This is a genomic window from Streptomyces sp. NPDC054770, from assembly GCF_053611985.1.
The window spans coordinates 1-21,669 of record NZ_JBSHBL010000128.1; the positions used below are offsets into that span (position 1 = coordinate 1).

The 21,669-nt window shown below is 67.9% G+C and carries 15 protein-coding genes and 2 pseudogenes; 10 read left to right on the forward strand and 7 right to left on the reverse strand.

Annotated features, from left to right (window positions below):
- The 5 genes and pseudogenes from ACWGKQ_RS49505 to ACWGKQ_RS49525 form a co-directional block, all read left to right on the forward strand.
- Nucleotides 1-383 (forward strand): annotated as a pseudogene (locus tag ACWGKQ_RS49505) (ice-binding family protein); the annotation flags it as partial.
- A gap of 303 nt (nt 384-686) precedes the next feature.
- Nucleotides 687-1,283 (forward strand): DUF5819 family protein, encoded by a 597-nt coding sequence (locus ACWGKQ_RS49510; protein ID WP_453298694.1) that lies wholly within the window; start codon nt 687-689, stop codon nt 1,281-1,283.
- A gap of 79 nt (nt 1,284-1,362) precedes the next feature.
- Nucleotides 1,363-2,418, forward strand: coding sequence for an HTTM domain-containing protein (locus tag ACWGKQ_RS49515; RefSeq protein ID WP_453298708.1), 1,056 nt, complete (start codon nt 1,363-1,365; stop codon nt 2,416-2,418).
- 1,306 nt (nt 2,419-3,724) lie between these two features.
- Nucleotides 3,725-3,934, forward strand: coding sequence for a GntR family transcriptional regulator (locus ACWGKQ_RS49520; RefSeq protein ID WP_453298695.1), 210 nt, complete (start codon nt 3,725-3,727; stop codon nt 3,932-3,934).
- 431 nt (nt 3,935-4,365) lie between these two features.
- Nucleotides 4,366-5,418, forward strand: coding sequence for a hypothetical protein (locus ACWGKQ_RS49525; RefSeq protein WP_453298696.1), 1,053 nt, complete (start codon nt 4,366-4,368; stop codon nt 5,416-5,418).
- 776 nt (nt 5,419-6,194) lie between these two features.
- On the opposite strand, the gene ACWGKQ_RS49530 is transcribed toward ACWGKQ_RS49525, so the two are convergent.
- Entirely contained in the window at nt 6,195-6,647 is a 453-nt protein-coding gene (locus ACWGKQ_RS49530) for a hypothetical protein (protein WP_453298697.1), read from the reverse strand.
- A 437-nt stretch (nt 6,648-7,084) separates the two neighbouring features.
- On the opposite strand from ACWGKQ_RS49530, the gene ACWGKQ_RS49535 reads away from it, so the two are divergent.
- The gene (locus tag ACWGKQ_RS49535; RefSeq protein WP_453298698.1) at nt 7,085-8,116 is read left to right on the forward strand and encodes an AI-2E family transporter; all 1,032 of its coding nucleotides are present in this window, start codon (nt 7,085-7,087) and stop codon (nt 8,114-8,116) included.
- Here ACWGKQ_RS49535 and ACWGKQ_RS49540 read toward each other — a convergent pair.
- Entirely contained in the window at nt 8,113-10,221 is a 2,109-nt protein-coding gene (locus ACWGKQ_RS49540) for a SpoIIE family protein phosphatase (protein WP_453298699.1), read from the reverse strand. The two genes, ACWGKQ_RS49535 and ACWGKQ_RS49540, sit on opposite strands and share 4 nt — an antisense overlap.
- 169 nt (nt 10,222-10,390) lie before the next feature.
- Here ACWGKQ_RS49540 and aspS point away from each other — a divergent pair, with 169 nt between their 5' ends.
- Together aspS and ACWGKQ_RS49550 are read left to right on the forward strand one after the other, a co-directional pair.
- Nucleotides 10,391-12,154: an aspartate--tRNA ligase gene (gene aspS / locus ACWGKQ_RS49545; RefSeq protein WP_453298700.1), complete on the forward strand. Its 1,764-nt coding sequence runs from the start codon at nt 10,391-10,393 to the stop codon at nt 12,152-12,154.
- A gap of 164 nt (nt 12,155-12,318) precedes the next feature.
- A complete protein-coding gene (locus ACWGKQ_RS49550; RefSeq protein ID WP_453298701.1) occupies nt 12,319-13,260 on the forward strand; it encodes an intradiol ring-cleavage dioxygenase in 942 nt (313 codons plus the stop codon).
- A 59-nt stretch (nt 13,261-13,319) separates the two neighbouring features.
- Here the strand turns inward: ACWGKQ_RS49550 and ACWGKQ_RS49555 are convergent, their stop codons facing one another.
- Nucleotides 13,320-14,726 carry a VCBS repeat-containing protein gene (locus tag ACWGKQ_RS49555; protein ID WP_453298702.1) on the reverse strand — a complete coding sequence of 469 codons (1,407 nt, stop codon included), beginning with the start codon at nt 14,724-14,726 and terminating at the stop codon, nt 13,320-13,322.
- Nucleotides 14,727-14,753: 27 nt separating this feature from the next.
- Nucleotides 14,754-15,227 (reverse strand): hypothetical protein, encoded by a 474-nt coding sequence (locus ACWGKQ_RS49560; protein WP_453298703.1) that lies wholly within the window; start codon nt 15,225-15,227, stop codon nt 14,754-14,756.
- 239 nt (nt 15,228-15,466) lie between these two features.
- Here ACWGKQ_RS49560 and ACWGKQ_RS49565 point away from each other — a divergent pair, with 239 nt between their 5' ends.
- Nucleotides 15,467-16,819 carry a pectate lyase family protein gene (locus ACWGKQ_RS49565; protein ID WP_453298704.1) on the forward strand — a complete coding sequence of 451 codons (1,353 nt, stop codon included), beginning with the start codon at nt 15,467-15,469 and terminating at the stop codon, nt 16,817-16,819.
- A 121-nt stretch (nt 16,820-16,940) separates the two neighbouring features.
- A pseudogene (locus tag ACWGKQ_RS49570) lies at nt 16,941-17,123 on the forward strand (DoxX family protein); the annotation flags it as partial.
- An 8-nt stretch (nt 17,124-17,131) separates the two neighbouring features.
- On the opposite strand, the gene ACWGKQ_RS49575 reads toward ACWGKQ_RS49570, so the two are convergent.
- From ACWGKQ_RS49575 to ACWGKQ_RS49585, 3 genes are all read right to left on the reverse strand, one after another.
- A complete protein-coding gene (locus ACWGKQ_RS49575) occupies nt 17,132-18,622 on the reverse strand; it encodes a polysaccharide pyruvyl transferase family protein (protein ID WP_453298705.1) in 1,491 nt (496 codons plus the stop codon).
- Nucleotides 18,623-18,803: 181 nt separating this feature from the next.
- Entirely contained in the window at nt 18,804-20,420 is a 1,617-nt protein-coding gene (gene metG / locus ACWGKQ_RS49580) for a methionine--tRNA ligase (protein ID WP_453298706.1), read from the reverse strand.
- 108 nt (nt 20,421-20,528) lie between these two features.
- The coding region (locus ACWGKQ_RS49585; RefSeq protein ID WP_453298707.1) for a VWA domain-containing protein at nt 20,529-21,669 on the reverse strand (1,141 nt) is incomplete at its 5' end.

Sequence of the window (21,669 nt, forward strand, 5' to 3'; positions counted from 1 at the left end):
CGCGCGCCACCACCACCGGCCCCCCGCCTGCCACCACCCCCGCCCGCACCACCGGGGCCACCACCACCGGCACTACCGGTGCGACGACCACCGGCACTACCGGTGCGACGACCACCGGCACTACCGGTGCGACGACCACCGGCACTACCGGTGCGACGACCACCGGCACTACCGGTGCCACGACCACCGGCACCACCGGTGCCACGACCACCGGCACCACCGGTGCGACGACCACCGGCACCACCGGGGCCACCACCACCGGCACCACCGGTGGCACCTCCGGTGGGAACGGCCATGGCTGCAAACCCGAACACAACGGGTACGGCGACGAGTACGGCGACAAGCCCGGCCAGGACGACAGCTACGGCTGTGACCCTGCCTAGCATGCGCGACCCACTCCAGCGGGGTGACTGCTCGCAGGCAGCCAACCACGTGCGCGAGTAGGACGGGTGGCGTGCGGCGCGGATCGTCCTCGATTCCGCCGCACGCCGCAGACGGAAGCTCAGGAGAACCAGGTGAGAGAAGTCGGGACGGAAGGACCGGATAGGGCCGTGCGGGGTGCCATTGCGTCAGCAGATGCTGACGAATCGGACCAGGCGGGCGCTAGGCCGACCGCACAGAAGGGGAGCGGGAGACCGACTGTGTTCCCAGCGTCTTCAGAGCCGCCCGTCGCCCTGAAGGCCGGAGTGCAAGTCGCCGTGGTCCTGTGCCTGGCGGCGGCCCTGGTACACGTGCTCCTGGTCTTCCTGCAGGTGGCACCCCCGAATCCCGTCTCCCGGCAGTACAGCCGACAGGTCAACGCCTGGGTCTTCCCGTTGTTCGAGCAGAACTGGCGGCTCTTCGCCCCGGACCCGGAGTCGGTCAACCGGCAGATTTCGGCAAGGACCATGCACACCGCCCCGGACGGCACCGCCGTAGTCAGCGGCTGGTTCGACCTGACCGCCGTCGACACAGCCGCGGTGAAACACGACCCCTTCCCGAGCCACACAGCACAGAACATGTTGCGCCGGGCCTGGACTTCCTACCTCGAAACACACGGCGGCGACGACCATCCGCGCTCACAACGCGCTCTGATGATCCAGCAATACCTGCGCAACATCGCAGCGGATCGCGTCGCCGCACATCGCCACAGCGCATTCGAGTCCATCCAACTGCGGGTGATCACCCTGCCCATCACCGCGCCGCCCGCAGCGGGCGGCCCCGGTCCCGGCACGGCCCCACCACGGCCCACCGAAACCCGTTACCTGCCCTGGTGGAAGGCGGCCCGCCATGCAACAGGCTGAGCAGACATCGGCCCCGGCAACCACGTCGTCGCAGCCCGGACACGGCACCGAACGGGCGAGCGCACAGGCGCCGCAGCACATGCCGGCCCGTGTTGCTGCGCTCCTCACCCTCCTGCTGGAGCAGCCGATCTCCCTGTACGCCGCGGCGGTTCTGCGCATCGGGTACGGGTTCCTCTACTTCGCCTTCCTGCTGCGCGAGTTTCCCCACCGCGACGAGATCTGGGGTCCCGGCTCACCGTGGACGCCGGCACTGGCCAAGGAGCTCTTCGACGAGACCGGCTGGGCCAGCATCCTCACCCTGTCCGACAGCCGGGCCTACTTCGAGGTCTGCTACGCGGCAGCCATCGTCATCTCCGCACTGTTCATGCTGGGCTGGCGGACCAGAGCGGTGTCCGTGCTCTTCGCGATCGTAGTGACGTCGTTCCACGCCAGGGCGATCTTCATGACGGACGGAGGGGACAACCTCATCCTCCTCATGGCCCTCTACCTCGTCGTCACCGCATGCGGCCGACGCTGGTCCCTCGACGCGCGCAGGGCCCGGCTCCGGGCATCCGCCGGCAAGACAGTCCTGCTTCCGCTGGACCAGGCGTCCGGCGAACTGCGACGCCACCTCCGCGACGCGCGCCTGACAGTGATCACCGTGCTGCACAACTGCGGCATGCTCGTCATCGCCGCCCAGGTCTGCTTCCTCTACGGATCCGCGGGCCTGTACAAGGTGCAGGGCGCCTCCTGGGGCAACGGCACCGCCCTCCATTACGCCCTGAATCTCGACTTGTTCCAGCCCTGGCCCGAGCTCTCCGCGATGGCGGACGAACACGACGTACTGATCGCCATCACCTGCTACCTGACGGTGCTGTTGCAGGTGGCCTTCCCGTTCGTCCTGTTCGGCAGGCTCAAGTACCCCGTCCTGACCACGCTGTTGGGCATGCACGTGGGTATCGCGGTGTTCCTGGGCCTGCCGCTCTTCTCCGGCGCGATGATCGTCGCGGACGCCGTGTTCCTTCCGGACCGCTTCTACCGGTACTTGGGACAGCTGTCGCGGCGAGTTGTCCCGTGGGCCGACGCCAGGGGGACACAGACTCCGACCCCCGCAGAGGCTGCACTGGTACCTCCGCAGTCGGTACATACCGGCTGAGGCCGACACTTCGTGCCGCTGCACGACCGGAAATCCAACTCGCTGACCACCCGGTGCATCACGGATTTCAGCCCTCGTCAGGGCCCGCAGATGCCTTCGGCATCGCGCTCCGGGCTGCCGGACCGGGTAGAGCACCGTGGTTGGGTGCCAGGTCCGGCAGCCCCACCCGTCCAGCGCGCAGACCTGCCTTCTGTCCCGGTCCGTTGGCTGGCCGCAAGCCCGGACGGCGGTGCCCTGGCTCAGTGGATGTTGCTGCCTGACTTCGATGGCCCCTGGTCTCTGAGGGGAAACCAGGGGCCGTCTGCTAGGCAGTCGGTCACCGGGGCGAAACGCGTCGTGGTTCCCCAGCTTGAGCCGAGGAAAGCAGCCGGGGAACCACGGGACACACCGGTGCACGCGTGCCATCCCCAGTAACGCCTATCACCGGCCGAGGTCACGGCACCAGCAATCATCCACGCTGCCTCAGGGAGGTTCCCCCGTTGTGTGGGTGGTGTTGACTAGATCCTGCTCCACATCGCATCAGTGATCACTGATGAGTCTGGCGCTGATTTGGCTGGTCAGTGCAGCTACGGGGCCTTTGCGCGTCGGCTGGGGGGCGGGGGCTTCTTAGAGTTCGGCGTCAGGCGCGGTGCTGGGTGCGAACTCGGCGGCGTGATCTGGGCAGGCATAGAGGGTCACGCCCGGACCAGAGGGACGCGGGATGTCCCGAACGGGCAGAGGGGCGTACGTCCATCTCTTGCACTGGCAGCACATCGCACCGGAGGGCTCTGGGATCGGCTTGTCATTGCGCAGTGCCGCAATGAACCGGGGCGCGGTCATGCGGCCTTCTCCCGGGCTATGACACTGCCGAGACCCATGGTCGGGAAGTCGTGGTCAACTCCGAGGCTTGCGAATGCCGCAGCGTACGAGCACTCACGCTGAAGGGGCGGCAACGCTTGCTGCCTATCGTCCCGGAGGATCTCTTGTGCCTCTCGGGAGGACAGACCACGCCATGGCGTCTTCCAGATCGGGACGGGTGCGGTTTCACCCTCGGCAGCCTGCGCGGTGAGGTACTGCGAGCACCCAGGAAAGGGCACTGGCGATAAGATCGCGCATATGTCGGTCAGCTCCTGCTAGCTGTCTCGGCCAGCCCCGAGCAGACCGGGCCTAATCGGTCTCTCGGGGCGCTTCTGTGTTCAGGGATCACGCTAGGACAACACGTCTAACTCGTCTGCTCGTCTAATTCGCCTAGAAATGACCCGTTGTCTACGCTCTGGCGCATGCCCGAGCGCTCCGAGAGTCCGCACACCCCCCCCGCGCCCCCTACATGGAAGTGCTGGATGCTCTCCTGCAAGAGATCAGGGGGAAGACGCCGGGTGAGCCGATCCCGTCTGTGGCAGAGCTGTGCGAATGCCACGGCGTGGCACGGGATACTGCCCGCAGGGCGGTCCGCATCCTGCGGGAGCGGGGGCTGGTCGAGACCCGGTGGGATAAGGGGTCGTTTGTAGCGGAACACACAGGCCAGAACGAGGAGTAATGCCTCTGTAGGCAGTGTGGGATGTCGCTGGGGGACCGAGTGCCGGCTCACTGGCAACTGTCCCCGAGGCGGCACAGAAGTACTAGCTTCGCTGCCGGAAGGTCGACCAGCGGCGGGCGGCATGAAGCAAACGCGCTGTCCACTCATCCGGGTCGTCTCCGGCAATCTCCTCCCACATGTTCTCTGTAGCCTGCGCAAAGGCTGTGACCCCTTTAGCGGGAGCGTTGCGCCACGTCGGAATCCTGCCACCCCAACGCTCTGCGGATTCAGGATCATGGTTTCCGGCTGCGATAAGCCAGCATTGAAGTCGGCTTTCACCCCCGCCGGTATCGTCCTTACTCTCTACTGTTGTTCGCTGCCGCAGTATCCTTTGAGCGTGAGGTCGGAGGGCTCTCGCTCCTCTTGCCGACAGAGTGAATCCTGGGGGGCGTGTGAACTGGAACCGTGCCGATGACGTGATCGATTTCATCTACGCCTTTGTGGAAACCGTGATCTTTTCCGCGGCGGTTCAGATACTAGTAATGAGGGGAATCCAGCGCTTCTTCGTTTGGCGAGTAAATCATTTTCCAAGGCGAGAGCGTTGGCCTTACCGCCTACTCGCCGAAGACATGAGAGTTTACCGTCAAGCCACAGCTATTCGAAGGTTTTTGGGGTCGCCGCAAACTCCATCAGTACGGAGTGGTCAGGAACTTGTCGAATGGCGGCATAGTGTGGCGGCAATCAATGCTATTGAAGCAGCGCGAAAGGTCTGGCAATCCTTCCCTGCCTTTATAGCAATAGTGACGGTGATTGTATACGACAGCACGCCCTATTCTCCTACTTGGGAGGGCGTATATTGGGGAGGGATGCTCGGCGCACTTACTTGTGGCTACATGGCAAAGAGATTTACGAAGAGGATTTATGAAAGCGAAGGGGGTAGGTATTGCCTTTGGCAATGCGCAAAAGCCTTGCAGGCGTGCTATTTGGCTGCTAAGCGAGACTCGAATGCAGGGTTCTTCTCTGTCGATCGCACAGTAAAAACCCTCTGTTCTGAGCTGGGGGAGTATGCTAATTACTGGGAGTCCGACAACTGGCGGAGCGATATGGGTCGACACACGGCCAGGGTTCAGAACGCGCTGCGAGAGTCGGTTGGTGGTGTCCTCCGGGGCGGTCATGAAGGACTTCCCGATACGGTACGCGTACTCGGTATATTGCTCGACAGGTTGATCAGTGAGCGTTGGCTGGCTCTCCTGGATGAAAATGATATGCCCGAATATCAAGGGGAACTGATAATGCCGGTTGTGGGTCGACATAAGGACTACTGGGTAGGTGCTATATCGATCTTGACGACTATAGCTCTGATTACTGGCGCCCTTTTTCTAGGTGACTTGGACGGGGCGGGGCAAGTGCTTCCCTTCCTGATTTTTCCGATCTTGCTTCTTGGGACAGATCGGCTTCGTGAACGCGTTATGAGTGTTTTCCGTGGGGGATCCTCTCCGTCGTAGCCGTCCAGCCTGACGCGGGTTATCCCTATGGGCTGTGGGTAAGTTGCTTCAGGCTGTATCCGCGACCGCGTTTCCATTTGGTTGCGTGAACTCAATCTGGATTCGCTTCTCTATCCTCGGGCCACTCCGTTGGTTCCGGTTCTTGGTGTCAGCTTTGCGTATTACTACTTCGGTTCTTCAGGTAGCCATTGACCAATCGGCAGCACTGGGATTGCGACCTCGTCCAGCTCTTCAATGCCTTTCTCTGTCATCGTGATTTGAGCGTTCAGTTCCTTCTCTTCTCGTAGGAAGCGCCGACGACCGATGTCACCGCTGTAGCCCCCCGGCCTTGCGGTCGTCGTACAACTGCTCCAAAGCGCCGAGTTGCCTCGGCGAGGATTGCGGCCGTTTCCGGGTCACCTTCGCCTGTCTGAATGACTGCGAAGATGCGGCGGGCCACATGCTCATCCAGAGCGTTCTGGCTGATGTGCAGTCGCCTTCATGGTGCTCCGACTTACGCTGGCCGCGAGGGCGTGAGCAACGGTAGGCGTTCTTATACGGCTGCTCATGCCGGTGAGACTTCATTGGCTTTTCGCACCCGCATTCAAGAATGTCGAGCGACATGAGCAGTGCTTGGCCGCAAAATAGGCCCTTTCCACGTCCTCTGCTGTCAAGCCACTCTTGAAGCTGGTGCCACTCTTCGGGTGGAATGATTGGCTCGCAAATGGTGATCGGCTTCATGGTTTCCGGATCCCGTCTTATTTCGTATCGCTCAATCTGGCTAGTCTTGCGGCCGCTCACATCCGCCTTGTAGATGACTTTCGCGTCATAGCCTGCGATTCGGTCTTCTTTCCGACCAGTTGCCCGCGTGTCTTGACTCCGGACATGTTCATGTCGGCACAGATTCCGGTTAGGGATCCCGGGTGGTGGCGTCCAGGGCCGAGCATGTACGGCTTGCCCATGTGGAGTTGAATGGTGCTCCACACCGTGCGAATAATTGCCGCTTCGAATTTATTCGGCTGGAGGAGTTGCATTACGATTGGGTGCTCTTTGTTGTCGCTGCCAACGGAAACCCGGGTCTCGGGCACCATGTCGAACCCGAATGGCGGCTTCCCTCCAAGGTGTCCGCCCAATTGCAGCGCGGTTTCTTTTGCCCCGCGTACAGCGTCGCTCTTGTTCTTGCTCTCCTGGTGGGCTCCGTCCAGCCTCATGATGAGGTGGGCCGCCTGGGCACGATCCCGGCCGTCCACGGCATGACGGAAACCGGCCCGCAGGCATAACCGACAGCCCGACCAGGTGGGCCTGACGCCCCCAAGCGCCAAGCCCACCGGTCTTACCCCGGCTTCTTCGCCGACGGACTCGGCTCCGGCTTCCTCATCGACCGATTCGCCTCCCGGTCTATGCCCTGGCTTCCTCTCGGCCGAGTCCTCCCCCCTCCTCGTCTACGCCCTGGTTCTTTCATCGACCGAGTCGTCCCCTCGCCCTTCGACCTCGCTCTTTCATCGACCGAGTCGTCCCCTCGCCCTTCGACCGCGCTCTTTCATCGACCGAGTCGGGTGGTGGGTGGGCATAGGGGCTCGGGGGGCCAGGGGGCGGAGCCCCCTGGTACGGCGGGTGGGGGGCGCGTTCACTCGGCAGGGGGTGTACGGCGGGGCATCTGTCGGCCTCGCATGGTCCGCTGGGACCTGTGCAGCTGTTGCCCGAGCCCGTGCGCCGTTTCGCCGCGTGGTGTGCGGTGCTGCTGCTGGCCGCCGGGGTGGGCTACGTCGGCGTGCGGCTCTGCTCGGAGTTCCGCACCGCGGTGACCCCGGTGCTGCTCGCCCTGCTCGGCACCGCGCTGCTCGGCCCGCTGTACCGACGCCTCGTACAGGTCGGCGTACACCGCTCCGTCGCCGCCGGACTCACCTGCGTCGCCGTCGTCGCGGTCGTCGGCGGAGCCGTCTACATCGTCGTCGCCGCGCTCGTCGACACCGGCGACGAGATCGTCGCCTCGCTCAAGGACGCGGCGAAGTCGCTGGCCCGGCACTTCGGGGCCGCCGGGACCTCGATCGGCGACCTGGCCGGCAGCGCCAAGGACCTGCTCGCCAAGTTCGGCGGGACCGCCGCCTCCAACGTCATCAGCGGGGTGAGCGTCGTCGCCGAGGGCATCGCCATGGCCGTACTCGCGCTGCTGCTCGTCTTCTTCTTCCTGCGCGACTCCGACCGGGTCGTCGGCGCCATCCGGGCGGTCGCGCCCGGCTCCAGCGCCGACATGGTCGAGGCCATGGCCCGCCGTGCCTTCGAGGGCATCGAGGGCTTCATGCGCGGCACCACCGTCATCGCGTTCATCGACGCCGTCTGCATCACCGTCGGCCTGCTGGTCCTCCGCGTACCGGGAGCCGTCGGACTCGGCGCTCTCGTCCTCGTCGGCGCCTACATCCCCTACCTCGGCGCCTTCATCTCCGGCGCCGTCGCCGTCCTGGTCGCCCTCGCCGACCGCGGCTTCGTCATCGCCCTGTGGGCGCTGGGTGTCGTCCTCGCCGTGCAGGTGCTGGAGGGGCACGTGCTGCAGCCCATGATCCAGAGCCGCACCATGCAGATGCACCCGGCGGTGGTCATGCTGGCCATCACCGGCGGCGCCTCGGTCGCCGGGATCCTGGGCATGCTGCTGGCCGTACCGCTCACCGCCGCCGCCTTCGGGGTCGTACACGAACTGCGCGCCCGGTACACGCCCGACTAGGGCTTGGCGGTCTCGTACAGCTCGAACCAGATGCTCTTGCCCTGTCCGCGCGGGTCGACGCCCCAGGCGTCCGCGAGGATCTCGATCAGGACCAGGCCGCGGCCGGAGGAGGCCAGTTCGCCGGGGCGGCGCTTGTGCGGGAGGTCGTCACCGGCGTCCGTGACCTCGACCCGCAGGCAGCGCTCGGGGGCCTGGCCGGAGACCTCGGCGAGCAGCAGCGCGTCCGCGTCGGTGTGCACGAGGACGTTCGTGAGCATCTCGGAGACCAGCAGGACCGCCGAGTCGACCTGGTCGGGCGAGCCCCAGTCGTGCAGCAGCTCGCGCACGTGCTGGCGGGCCTCGGCGACCCGCTCGGGCTCGGCCTGGGCCACCGACAGCAGGGTGCGGCGCATCCGCGGCCGTACCGCCAGGGGCTCCTCGCCGCGGCCGGTGCCCGGCCGGGACAGCAGCAGCACCGCTATGTCGTCCTCGCGGCGGTCGGCCAGCGGCCCGGTGGTGTGGTGGGAGGACGGCCCGTGCACGGCCTGGACCAGGCCGTCGGCCAGCTTCTCCAGGTCGCCGTCGTGCTCCTCCATGATCGTGCGGATCCGCTGCCAGCCGCTCTCGATGTCGTGGCCGCCGGTCTCGATCAGACCGTCGGTGCAGATCATCATGGTCTCGCCGGGTTCCAGGGCGAACCGCGTCGTCGGATAGTCGGCGTCCGGGTCGATGCCGAGCGGCAGCCCGCCCGCCGTCGGCCGCCTGAGCACCGTGCCGTCGGTCATCCGGATGGTCGGGTCGAGATGGCCCGCACGGGCGATCTCCAGCACCCCGGTCGCCGGATCCGCCTCGACGTACAGGCAGGTCGCGAAGCGCAGGTCGGCATCGTCCTCGTCGTAGGTGATCCCGTGCAGGAAACGGGAGGCCCGGGTGAGCACCGCGTCCGGCCGGTGCCCCTCGGAGGCGTAGGCGCGCAGTGCGATCCGCAGCTGGCCCATCAGGCCCGCGGCCCGTACGTCATGGCCCTGGACGTCGCCGATGACCAGGGCGTGCCGGCCGGACGGCAGTGGGATGATGTCGTACCAGTCACCGCCGACCTGGAGCCCGCCGCCGGTCGGAATGTAGCGGGCGGCCGAGTCCATGCCGGGTATCGCGGGGCCCAGCGTCGGCAGCATGGAGCGCTGGAGGCCGTCCGTCAGCTCCCGCTCCGAGTCGGCGATCCCGGCCCGGGACAGGGCCTGCGCCAGCATCCGGGCCACCGTGGTGAGCACGGACCGCTCGTCGGGGGTGAACGACACCGGGTAGGCGAAGCCCGCCATCCAGGCGCCCATGGTCCGTCCGGCCACCGTCAGCGGCAGGAAGGCCCAGGACCGGCGGCCGAAGCGCTCGGCGAGCGGCCAGGTCACCGGGTAGCGGGACTTGTACTGCTCGGCGGAGGAGAGGTAGACGGCCCGGCCGGTCCGCACCACCTCGGCCGCCGGGTAGTCGGTCTCCAGCGGCATGCTGGTGAAGGGGCTGTCCTCGTCGATGTGCTGACCGTGGTGGCCGATCATGATCAGCCGGTCGCCCTTGACCCCGAAGACGGCCAGCCCGTCGGGGGAGAACCCGGGCATCGACAGGCCCCCGGCGACCCGCAGCACCTCCTCGGTGGACCGCGCCTCGGCCAGCGCCCGGCCCGCGTCCAGCAGGAACGCCTCCCGGGAGCGCCGCCAGTCACCGGTGACCGGGTGCTGGGCGGCGGTGCCGGGGGACGGCTCGGTGACCTCCTGGAGGGTGCCGGTCACCCGGTACACGCGCTCCTCCGAGTCGTACACCGGCCGGAAACGGCTGCGCACGGTACGGATCAGCCGGCCCCGCTCGTCCATGACCCGCAGCCGCACCTCGGCAAGGGTCCCCTCGACCGCGGCCAGCCGGGTGATGCTGGTGTTCTCGTTCCAGTCCACGGGGTGGAAACGGGACCGGACCAGGGCCTCCGACAGGACGGACGCCTCGGCCGGCAGCCCGATGAGCCGGGCCGCCTCCGCGTCCGCGGTGACCAGCCCGGTGGCGGTGTCCCAGTGCCACAGCCCGGTCGCGAGGGCGGCGAGGACGTCCTCCACGGCGGGCAGGGGCTCGCCAGTTCGCATTGCCCCACTTTAAGAAGATGAGATCGCAGAGTGCCACTGTTTCAGGGCCGCATTAATGGTGGGGAGCCGATCTACGCGTGCCCGGTACCCTTGATGGGTCCGGGCCCCGTGGCCCGTCCCGGTCGAGGAGAGCACCTCGGCAGAACCCGAAGAAGAGGAACACCCGACGATGCATCGGTACAGGTCCCACACCTGCGGCCAGCTCCGCGCCTCTGACGTCGGCACCGACGTCCGGCTGAGCGGCTGGCTGCACAATCGGCGCGACCTGGGCGGCATCCTCTTCATCGATCTGCGCGACCACTACGGCATCACGCAGCTCGTCGCCCGCCCCGGCACCCCGGCGTACGAGGCACTGGACAAGCTCTCCAAGGAGTCCACGGTCCGCGTCGACGGCCGCGTTGTTTCACGTGGAACCGAGAACATCAACGCCGACCTGCCCACCGGCGAGGTCGAGGTCGAGGTCGGCGAGGTCGAGCTGCTCGGCGCGGCCGCCCCGCTGCCGTTCACGATCAACACCGAGGACGGGGTCAACGAGGAGCGGCGCCTGGAGTACCGCTTCCTGGACCTGCGCCGCGAGCGCATGCACCGCAACATCATGCTGCGTACGGCCGTGATCTCGGCCATCCGCCACAAGATGGTCGCCCTCGGCTTCAACGAGATGGCGACGCCGATCCTCACCGCGACCTCGCCCGAGGGCGCGCGTGACTTCGTCGTCCCGTCCCGCCTGAACCCGGGCAAGTTCTACGCCCTGCCGCAGGCCCCGCAGCAGTTCAAGCAGCTGCTGATGATCTCCGGCTTCGACCGCTACTTCCAGATCGCGCCCTGCTTCCGCGACGAGGACGCCCGCGCCGACCGCTCGCCCGGCGAGTTCTACCAGCTCGACGTCGAGATGAGCTTCGTCGAGCAGGAGGACGTCTTCCGCCCCATCGAGCAGCTGATGACCGAGCTCTTCGAGGAGTTCGGCAACGGTCGTCACGTGACGTCCCCCTTCCCGCGGATCCCGTTCCGTGAGGCGATGCTGAAGTACGGCTCCGACAAGCCGGACCTCCGGGCCCAGCTGGAGCTCGTCGACATCACCGACATCTTCGAGGGCTCGGAGTTCAAGGCCTTCGCCGGCAAGCACGTGCGCGCGCTCCCGGTGCCGGACGTCTCCGCGCAGCCCCGCAAGTTCTTCGACCAGCTCGGCGACTACGCGGTCTCGCAGGGCGCCAAGGGCCTGGCCTGGGTCCGCGTCGCCGAGGACGGCTCGCTGTCCGGCCCGATCGCCAAGTTCCTCACCGAGGAGAACGTCGCCGAGCTCACCAAGCGGCTCCAGCTGGCCGCCGGGCACGCCGTCTTCTTCGGCGCGGGCGAGTTCGACGAGGTCTCCAAGATCATGGGCGCCGTCCGGGTCGAGGCCGCCAAGCGCGCCGGGCACTTCGAGGAGAACGTCTTCCGGTTCTGCTGGATCGTCGACTTCCCGATGTTCGAGAAGGACGAGGACACCGGGAAGATCGACTTCTCGCACAACCCGTTCTCGATGCCCCAGGGCGGCATGGATGCCCTGGAGACCCAGGACCCGCTGGACATCCTGGCCTGGCAGTACGACATCGTCTGCAACGGCGTCGAGCTGTCCTCCGGTGCCATCCGGAACCACGAGCCCGACATCATGCTCAAGGCGTTCGGTATCGCGGGCTACGACGAGGAGACCGTCGAGCGCGAGTTCGCCGGCATGCTGCGCGCGTTCCGCTTCGGCGCCCCGCCGCACGGCGGCATCGCCCCGGGCGTGGACCGCATCGTGATGCTCCTCGCCGACGAGCCCAACATCCGCGAGACCATCGCCTTCCCGCTCAACGGCAACGCCCAGGACCTGATGATGGGCGCGCCGACCGAGCTGGAGGAGACCCGCCTGCGCGAGCTGAACATCTCCATCCGGAAGCCGCAGCCGAAGTAAGGCACACAGGCACACAGGTACGCAGTAAGCAGGCACGCAGAAACAGCACAGCTGAAGGAAAGGCTCGAAACCGGCGTCGGTTTCGAGCCTTTCGCTTGCGCACCGCGCATTCACAGCTCGCTCCGATGTTCGCACCGGTTCGGCCTTGTCTACGGTCCCTGACCATGACAGACACCCACACCCCCACAGATGCCCAATCCCCCGAAGAGAGAAGGAAGTTGGCCCGCCGTACGGTCCTGGCGGCGGGCAGCGTGGCCGTGACCGCGGTGGGCGTAGGGAGCGCCTTCGCGGCGACCGACGGCGCCACCGCCGCGGCGACCGGCGCCAGAGCCGAGGCCTCGCCGCCGGCCTCGCCATCGGCCTCGGAGGGCGCCTGCTACACGCTCACCTCCGAACTGGTCGAGGGCCCCTACTACATCGACGCCGACAAGCTCCGCCAGAACGTCACCGAGGACCAGGCGGGCATCCCCCTGCTGCTCACCCTCAAGGTGATCGACGCGGAGACCTGCAAGCCGCTCAGGAACGCGGCCGTGGACATCTGGCACTGCAACGCCTCGGGCGTCTACTCGGGGTACGAGTCCTCGGGCAGCGGCGGTGGCGGCACCCCGCCGACCGGCCCCCCGCCGAGCGGCGCACCCACCGACGCCCCGACCGGCGCACCCACCGGCCCTCCGCCCGGCGGTGGCGGCGGCCACCAGGAGCCGACCGACGACACCCGCTACCTGCGCGGCACCTGGCACACGGACCGGCATGGGCAGGTCACCTTCAAGACCGTCTTTCCCGGCTGGTACCAGGGCCGGTGCGTCCACATCCACGTCAAGGTGCACGTGGACGGCGAGTGGACGGACGCCGGGTACGAGGGCGGCCACACCTGCCACACGGGCCAGCTCTTCTTCGACGAGAGGTCGGTCCTGCTGTCGGCCGGGGTGGAGCCGTACGCGAGCAACACCACCACCCGCACCACCCTCGACGAGGACGGCATCTACCCGGACAACGGGCACGAGGGCGGCCTCCTCTACCTGAAGTACAACCACCACCACATCGCCCGCGGCGTCCGCGCCCATCTGACCCTGGGCGTCGAACCGGACGAGACCAACAACGGCTGACATCCGTGACGCGGGCGCCCGGGACCCCGTAAGGAGGACCCCGGGCGCCCGCTACGGGTTCAGATCACCGAGAGCAGTCCGTCGCCGCCCAGCGTGGTGCCCCACTGCTGGGTGAGGCCGACGGCGTTCGGCGTGATGACGCGGCTGCCCGTGGCCGTCGGCCCGGTGGAGCCGCCGGGAAAGACCCAGACGGCTCCGGTGGAGTTGTTCTCGTGCGCCGCGCCGACGAACAGCTCCGGCCTGCCGTCCTTGTCGATGTCCCCGACCGAGACCGTCGCACCGAAGAAGTCGTCGGTCTCGGAGGCACCGGGGACGCCCGCAGTGTCCTGGGAGAAGGAGTACGAGCCGGTGCCGAGGGCGCCGCTGCGGCGGCCGGGGACCACGGTCACCTGACCCGCCCGGCTCTTGGCCAGGTCCTCGAACGGAGATCCGATCACGATGTCCGCGAGGCCGTCCCGGTTGAGGTCGGCCACCGCCAGGGACCCGCCGAAGTTGTCGCCCTTCTCGCTCGCGCCGGGAACACCGGCGGTGTTCTGCGTGATCTGGACGGGCGTCGTGGCCGTCGTGACGCCCGCGGCGGAGCCGTACCAGACCAGGACCCGGCCGCCCGTCGCGCCGTCCGCGCCCGCCTTCTCCGGCTCGTCCGGGTCGCCGGCCACGAGGTCGGCGTATCCGTCGCCGTTGACGTCGCCGGAGGCCACGATGAGGCCGTTGCCCTTGAGCGCATCGCCGTAGGCCGGGTTCGTGTAGACCTCGCCGCCGCTCAGGTCGCTCAGCCGGTCCGTGGTCGAGGCCGGGTCGGGCACGCCGTCGCCGTTGAGGTCCCCGAGCGCGACGGACAGGGGGGACGCCGTGTCGTCGTCGTACACGGCGGATCCGAACTTGCCCGTCCGGCTGAACGGTCCGCCGAAGTTCACGGTCGCGTCTCCTCCGGCGACCACCACCCGCGTCTTCGCCCCGGCGCCCAGGCCGAGCGCGGCGACGTCCTGGCCGTAGTGCCACGGGGAGGACGACGGCGACGGCAGGTCGGTCCCGCTCGTCAGCCCGCTCCTGCTGCCCCAGAGCACCGTCACCGCACCGGAGTCGGTGCCCTTCGAGGTGTCCTCGTACGGCGTCCCGACCACCAGGTCGGCGTAGCCGTCCCGGTTCAGGTCGGCCGTGGCGGTGGCGGCACCGAAGGCGTCGCCGGCCTCGACGGCGCCCGGCACGCCGGCGGTGTTCTGGGTGATGGTCTTACGGCGGCTCGTCGACAGCCCCGAGGCGGAGCCGTACAGCACGACGACCGCGCCCGCGCCCTCCTTGCCGGACACGTTCGCGCCCGGCGCGGGCAGGACCGCGTCGCGGTAGCCGTCGCCGTTGAAGTCGCCGGGCACGGCGCCGTGTACGGCGCCGGCCGGTACGGCCGGCAGCAGGACGCCGCCGACCAGAGAGGCGGCCACGAACGCGGCCGCACCCCATCTGTGCATGAGTAACCCCCCTGGATTCCCCGACTGTCAGGTGTCGTACCGGCCGTCCCAGGGCTCACCGAAGCCCAGGTGGTCCGGGTAGAGCTCGGCCCATCCCCCGTCGTCGTCCTCCTTCGCCACCAGCCCGAAGAACACGCCGTCCACGACGAGCTGGAAGGGGCGTATCGCGATGTCGGTGTACGTCCGCCTCGGCAGGCTGCGCAGCATGTTCGCCATGTGCGCGCGGGCACGGGCCAGCACCGACCTGGCGCCGTCCGGATCGCGCTGCTGCTCGGCCCAGCTGCCCGCGCACCAGATCTCCGAGTCGCGGTAGTGCCCCTCGGCGTCGAAGAGATGCAGCACCGAGTAGAGCCGCTTCTGCTCCTCCCAGCCCTCGTCGAGCCGGAACCCCTCGGGGAACGCGTAGGTGACCGACGCCAGGAACTGCCCGCCGGTGTAGTGACCGATGGCCTCGGTACGGCCGTGGGGCTCGTAGGCGATCGGGATGAGCTCAGGTGCCATGGCGAAACCATACGGATGTGTTGTGGACATGAGGTATTCGGGGCGGGCCGGTGTCCCCCCACCGGGCTGTCCGGCCGGGGGACGGCTGCCTGCGTCAACTTTCGCCGCCCGCTCCCGGGATGGGCACCACCCCGCAGAAACATTTACGGCAACCTTTTCGATCTCCACAACCACAGAGGAGTGAAGCCCGCCCCCGGCGGGCCGTTTCCAGCACTTCGGAAATACCTAAGGACTCCTCCGTGGCCTCTGCCTCTCACCGCCGGTCTCTTCGCAAGCGCCGTGCCCTCGTCGTCTCAGCCGCTGTCGTGGCCGCCGGGGTCGGTGCCGGTGCGCTCGTGCTGAGCGCGAACGCCACGTCGGCCGTCGACCTCTACCACCAGACGCTCGCCGCCAAGGACGGCTGGGCGTCGTCCGGTTCCGGTACGACCGGCGGCGCGAAGGCGGACGCCGCGCACACCTTCACGGTCGCCACCCGCGCCCAGCTGGTGAAGGCGCTGGGCTCGGTGAGCGACACCACCCCGCGGATCATCAAGGTCAAGGGCACCATCGACGCCAACACCGACGGCAGCGGCAAGAAGCTGACCTGCGCCGACTACGCAGCCGGCACGGGCTACTCGCTGAGCGCCTATCTGAAGGCGTTCGACCCCTCGACGTACGGGCGCTCCAAGCTGCCCTCCGGGAGCCAGGAGACGGCGCGGGCCGCCGCGCAGAAGAAGCAGGCCGCGAACGTCGTCTTCAGGGTGCCCGCCAACACCACGATCGTCGGTGTCCCCGGCACCAAGGCCGGCATCACCGGCGGCATGCTCCAGATCCAGCAGGTCGACAACGTCATCGTCCGCAACCTGACGTTCTCCGACACCGAGGACTGCTTCCCGCAGTGGGACCCGACCGACGGCGACGACGGCAACTGGAACTCCGAGTACGACTCGGTGACGCTGCGCGGCGCCACGCACGTCTGGGCGGACCACAACACGTTCACCGACGCAGGGCACTTCGACAGCACCAACCCGAAGTACTACGGCCGCGAGTACCAGGTCCACGACGGCGAACTCGACATCACCAAGAGCTCGGACCTGGTGACCGTCGAGCAGAACCAGTTCACCAGCCACGACAAGACGATGCTGATCGGCAGCAGCGACAGCGAGCCGAGCGGCAAGCTGCGCGTCACCCTCCACCACAACCTCTGGAAGGGCGTCGTCCAGCGCGCCCCGCTCACCCGCGTCGGCCAGGTGCACCTCTACAACAACGTCTACGACGTCACGCCCCTCAACGGCTACGCGCTGCAGTACAGCATCAACTCACGCGCCAAGGCCCAGGTCGTGGCCCAGAACAACTACTGGACCGTGCCGAGCTCCATCAAGGTCTCCAAGCTCCTCAGCGGCGACGGCACCGGCTCGATCGCGGGCAGCGGCAACCTCGTCAACGGCACGACGACCGACCTCGTCGCCGCCTACAACGCCGCCAACTCGAAGAAGATCAAGACGACCGTGAACTGGACACCGACCCTGACGGCGGGCCTGGAGACCAGCGCCAAGAACCTGCCGGCGGAGCTGGCGAAGACGGCGGGGACTGGTGTGCTGACCGTGAGCTGAGAAATTCTCCGCGCCGGCTGTCACACAGTCGGCGGCGTGCGCGTCAGAGAGGTGTCCGACAACCGAACGGCCTTGATCGGAGCCTCTCATGCGTATTGCCTACGACGCCGTCACCGTTCTCGCGGCCCTGCTGGCCGGGCTGTTCGTGCCGGTGGTCGGGGTGCTGGCGGCGGTGGGGCTGCTGGTCTGCTTCGCCGGGGCCGCGATCACCGTGGCCCGGGCGAAGTGGTACTCGCACATCCCGTTCCCGCTGGCGTACGCCGCGCCGGTGGGCGGGGCGCTGGTGCTGGGTCTTGTGAGTTGACGGGGAGCTCAGTCCTGCGCGGACCTGGACTTCGACTGGCGCATGCGGCGGCGCAGGGCCGGGCCGATGCGGACCAGGACCCGCTTGTCGATGCCGGTGACCTGGCGCTCCACCGCGGACAGCTGCTGGACGGCGGCGGTCAGTTCCTTGCGGAGGGCGTCCACCTGGCGGGTCGTCTCGGTCGCGCGCTTCTCGACGGTGGTCAGCCGGGTGCGCAGCTCCTTGTTCTCCTTGGCGTGCCGGGCGGCCTTGGCGTCGGCCGCGGTGATCCGCTCGCGGAGCCGGCTGATCCGGTACCGCATCTGGCCGTCGTCCCCGCCGTCCCAGACCGGCATCGACGCGGGCAGGTCGAGGGCGGCCAGCCGGGCGTCGAAGGCGGCACCGCCGTCGCCGTGGGTGTAGGTGTTCCGGAGGTCGTTGCGGTCGAGGAAGGCGATCATGCGCTCGAAGCGCTCGCCGTGCCCCTTGACCATGGCGGAGAAGTCGGCGTCCTCGTACAGGTCACGCGGGTCGGTACCGGCGTCCAGTTCGGTGAGCGAGCGGTGCGGGATGTCGAAGTAGCGGCACAGTTCGAGGGTGCGGGAGTCGTGGGTGAGGACGACGCTCGGGGTGCCGGCCAGCAGGGCGGCGACGTTGCCGTGGATACGGGTGCCGTAGGCGAAGTCGAAGCCGCGCAGTTCGTCGATCCAGGTGGCCGGGTCCAGCGGCATGCGGACCTTGTTCTCCTGGAGCAGCGCGTGGCTGAGCTGGAGCGGGAACGGGTCCGTGTGCCCGGACTCCGGCGAGGTGTCGCCCCACAGCAGCAGTTCCGCGTCGACGGTGTTCTGCGCGTAGTAGACGAGGTCGGGGTAGCGCTCCCACGCGTGCCGGGCGATGCCCGATATGTCGCCGACGGGTATCGCGTCCGGCGACAGGTTGAGGGCGATGCGCGAGGCGGTGCCCAGCTCCGTGGCCCGGATCTCCGGGAAGGTGTCGCCGTACAGGAACATCGACGGGCAGCCGATGATGTCCACGTCGTGGAAGCCGAGGCTCCTGAGGTAGTCGGAGGTCAGCTCGCCGCGTACGCCGATGGAGGCCGAGCGGTCCAGGACCGCTCGTACGAAGCGGCGGACGGAGTCCGCCATGGGGTTCAGCCACGTGGTGTCGTAGTCCGCCGGGGCCTGGGCGCCGACGCCGAACACCACGACCGGGATGGTGAGCTGCTCGATGAGCGTCGAGAGCCGGTCCAGGGAGGCCTGGAAGGCCGGGCGGAAGGCGTTGGCGAGCGGGACGACGAAGACGTCGTACTGCTCGTTGATCTCCGCGGCACGGCGGGCCGAGGGGTCGGTGCGGATGCCGTTGGACGTCACGTCGGTGTCCGGGGTGGTCAGCATCTTGTGGGCCGAGTCGCTGAAGAGCAGGTTCCCGGTGTTGGTCCCGATCAGGTCCTGGTGGATGAACTCCGCCGGAGTGGCGACACGGAACGGGCTCTTCCCGGAACGGATCAGGATTCGTTTCACGGACGGCACGATATCCCGGAGGTAAATGCAGAGTGAAGGGACAGTAAGAGACTGATCGGTCTCTTGCCTGAGACTTACCACACGTCACGCGCGGCCCACATGGCCCACACGGTCCGCATGCCGAAGGCCCGGCGGGGAGAGTCCTCCTGCCGGGCCTTCGGTGGTGCCTTGGATGCGTGCGTTACGCGGTCGGCTTCTCTTCCAGGCGGGGGAAGAGAACCGCTCCCTTGGTGACGAGCGAACCGGCCGGCAGCTTGCCCCAGGCGCCCGCCTCCTGGACCTTCTGGTCCGCGAGAGTGCCGAGGACCGGCTCCGCGCCCAGGGAGTCCCAGAGCTTCTGGGAGGTGTCCGGCATGACCGGGTTCAGGAGTACCGCGACCGCGCGGAGCGACTCCGCGGCGGTGTAGAGGATCGTCGCGAGACGGGCCCTGCCCTCGGCGGAGTCGTCCTTGGCCACCTTCCACGGCTGCTGCTCCGTGAGGTAGCCGTTGACCTGCTTGACGAAGTCGAAGACGGCCAGGATGCCGCCCTGGAAGTCCAGCTCGTCCCCGATACGGCGGTCGGCCTCGGCGACGGCCTTCGCCAGGCCGTCCCGGACGGCCTGCTCGGCCTCGCCGTCAGCCGTCGAGGCGGGCAGCCGGCCGTCGAAGTACTTGCCGACCATGGCCGCTACACGGGAGGCGAGGTTGCCGTAGTCGTTCGCCAGCTCGCTGGTGTAGCGGGCGGAGAAGTCCTCCCAGGAGAACGAGCCGTCCTGCCCGAAGGCGATCGCGCGCAGGAAGTACCAGCGGTACGCGTCCACGCCGAAGTGCGAGGTGAGGTCCTGCGGCTTGATGCCGGTCAGGTTCGACTTCGACATCTTCTCGCCGCCGACCATCAGCCAGCCGTTCGCGGCGATCCTGCCCGGCAGGGGGAGGCCCTGGGCCATCAGCATGGCCGGCCAGATCACCGCGTGGAAGCGCAGGATGTCCTTGCCGACGAGGTGCACATCGGCCGGGAAGGTGTCCTCGAACTTCGCCTGGTTCTCGTTGTAACCGACCGCCGTGGCGTAGTTCAGCAGCGCGTCGACCCACACGTAGATCACGTGCTTCGCATCCCACGGGATCGGGATGCCCCAGTCGAAGGTCGAGCGGGAGATGGAGAGGTCCTGCAGGCCCTGGCGGACGAAGTTCACGACCTCGTTGCGCGCCGATTCGGGCTGGATGAAGTCCGGGTTCTCCTCGTAGAGGGCGAGGAGCTTGTCCCCGTACTGGCTCAGCTTGAAGAAGTAGTTCTCCTCGCTGAGGATCTCCACGGGCGTCTTGTGGATCGGGCACAGCTTCTGGCCCGCGAACTCGCCTTCGCCGTCGAGGAGCTCACCGGGGAGCTTGTACTCCTCGCAGCCGACGCAGTACGGGCCTTCGTAGCCGCCCTTGTAGATCTCGTCCTTGTCGTACAGGTCCTGGACGAACTCCTGGACGCGGTCCGTGTGCCGCTTCTGCGTGGTGCGGATGAAATCGTCGTTCGCGATCTCGAGGTGCTCCCACAGGGGCTTCCAGGCGTCCGTGACGAGCTTGTCGGCCCAGGCCTGCGGGGTGACCCCGTTGGCCTCGGCCGTGCGCATGATCTTCTGACCGTGCTCGTCCGTGCCGGTGAGGAACCACACCTTCTCGCCGCGCTGACGGTGCCAGCGGGAGAGCACGTCGCCTGCGACGGTCGTGTAGGCGTGGCCCAGGTGAGGAGCGTCGTTGACGTAATAAATGGGGGTGGTGACGTAGTACGCCTTTCCACCCTGCTTCTCGGATCCAGTGGCCGCCATAAGTCGAAATCCTACTTGGCCCGTGGAGATCGACTCACACACGTTTCGGGGGGTGGACCGGCAGCTTCCGGTCCACCCCCCGGGGTGCACTGCGTACGGCCGCGGCCGTTACGGGCGCCAGTCGATCAGGATGCCGTCGTAGAGCTCGGCGTCCGTGAGCTCCAGGGGGGTCGGGCCCGCGTGGAAGAAGGCCGTGTTGTCGGTCTTCAGCTTGCGGAGGTAGTCGAAGGCCTTGTTCTCGTGCTCGCCGAACGCGACGAAGGAGAAGAAGACCGAGGGGTGGGACTTCGCGGCGTCCGTGAGGGACTGGGTCGCCGGGGTCTTGGCGTCCGGGGCGCCGTCGGTCTGGAAGACGACCAGGGCGGGGGCGCCGGGGGTCCCGGGCGCGACGTTCTTGTCGTAGTGCGCGAGTACGGCCTCTACGGCGGCGTGGTAGCTGGTACGGCCCATGCGGCCCAGGCCCGCGTGCGCCTCGTCGATCGCGTTCTCGGCGGAGGCGGCGGTGAGGTCGGTGGTGCCGTCGACCTCGGTGGAGAAGAAGACGACGTGGACGGAGGGGGTCTCGCCGTCCGGGGTGAGGCGGGTGGCGAGCGCGAGGGTCTGGTCGGCGAGGGCCGCGGCGGAGCCGTCCTTGTAGTACGTGCGCATGCTCGCGGAGCGGTCGAGGACGAGGTAGGTGGCGGCGTGGGTGCCGGTGAGGCCGGCCTTGGCGAGCGCGGCCTCGGCTTCGCCGTCGGCCTCTGTGTTCCCACCCGCACCACCCGTGACGGTTTCGTGGTCGGGTGCGGGTGGCCCCTGTGGGGCGGATTCGCCGTCGGCGGCTGCGACGGCTTCCGGGACGACATCCTCGGCTGCCGCCTCGACCGACTCGGGAGCGGGCTCGGAGGCGGGCTCGGGGGCGGGTTCCGGGGTCGTGTCGGGGGTGGTGTCGGGTGCGGACGCGGATGCGGGCGCGGGTTCCGTGACGGTTTCGGCTACCGGCTCGGCCTCGGGTTCGGCCGCCGCGGCCACTTCGGCCTCCGGCTCGACGACCGCCTCGGCGACCGGCTCCGACGCAGGCTCGGGTTCGGGTTCGGGTTCGGCCGCCGGTTCCGGCATGGCCTCGGCCTCCGGCTCGGGGGTCGGTTCGGCTGCCGTCTCGGCTACCGGTTCCGGGGTGGCCTCGGCCTCAGGGGTGGGTTCGGCAGCCGTCTCGGCGGCCGGTTCCGGGGTGGCCTCGGCCTCGGCGGTGGGTTCGGCCTCCGGCGCG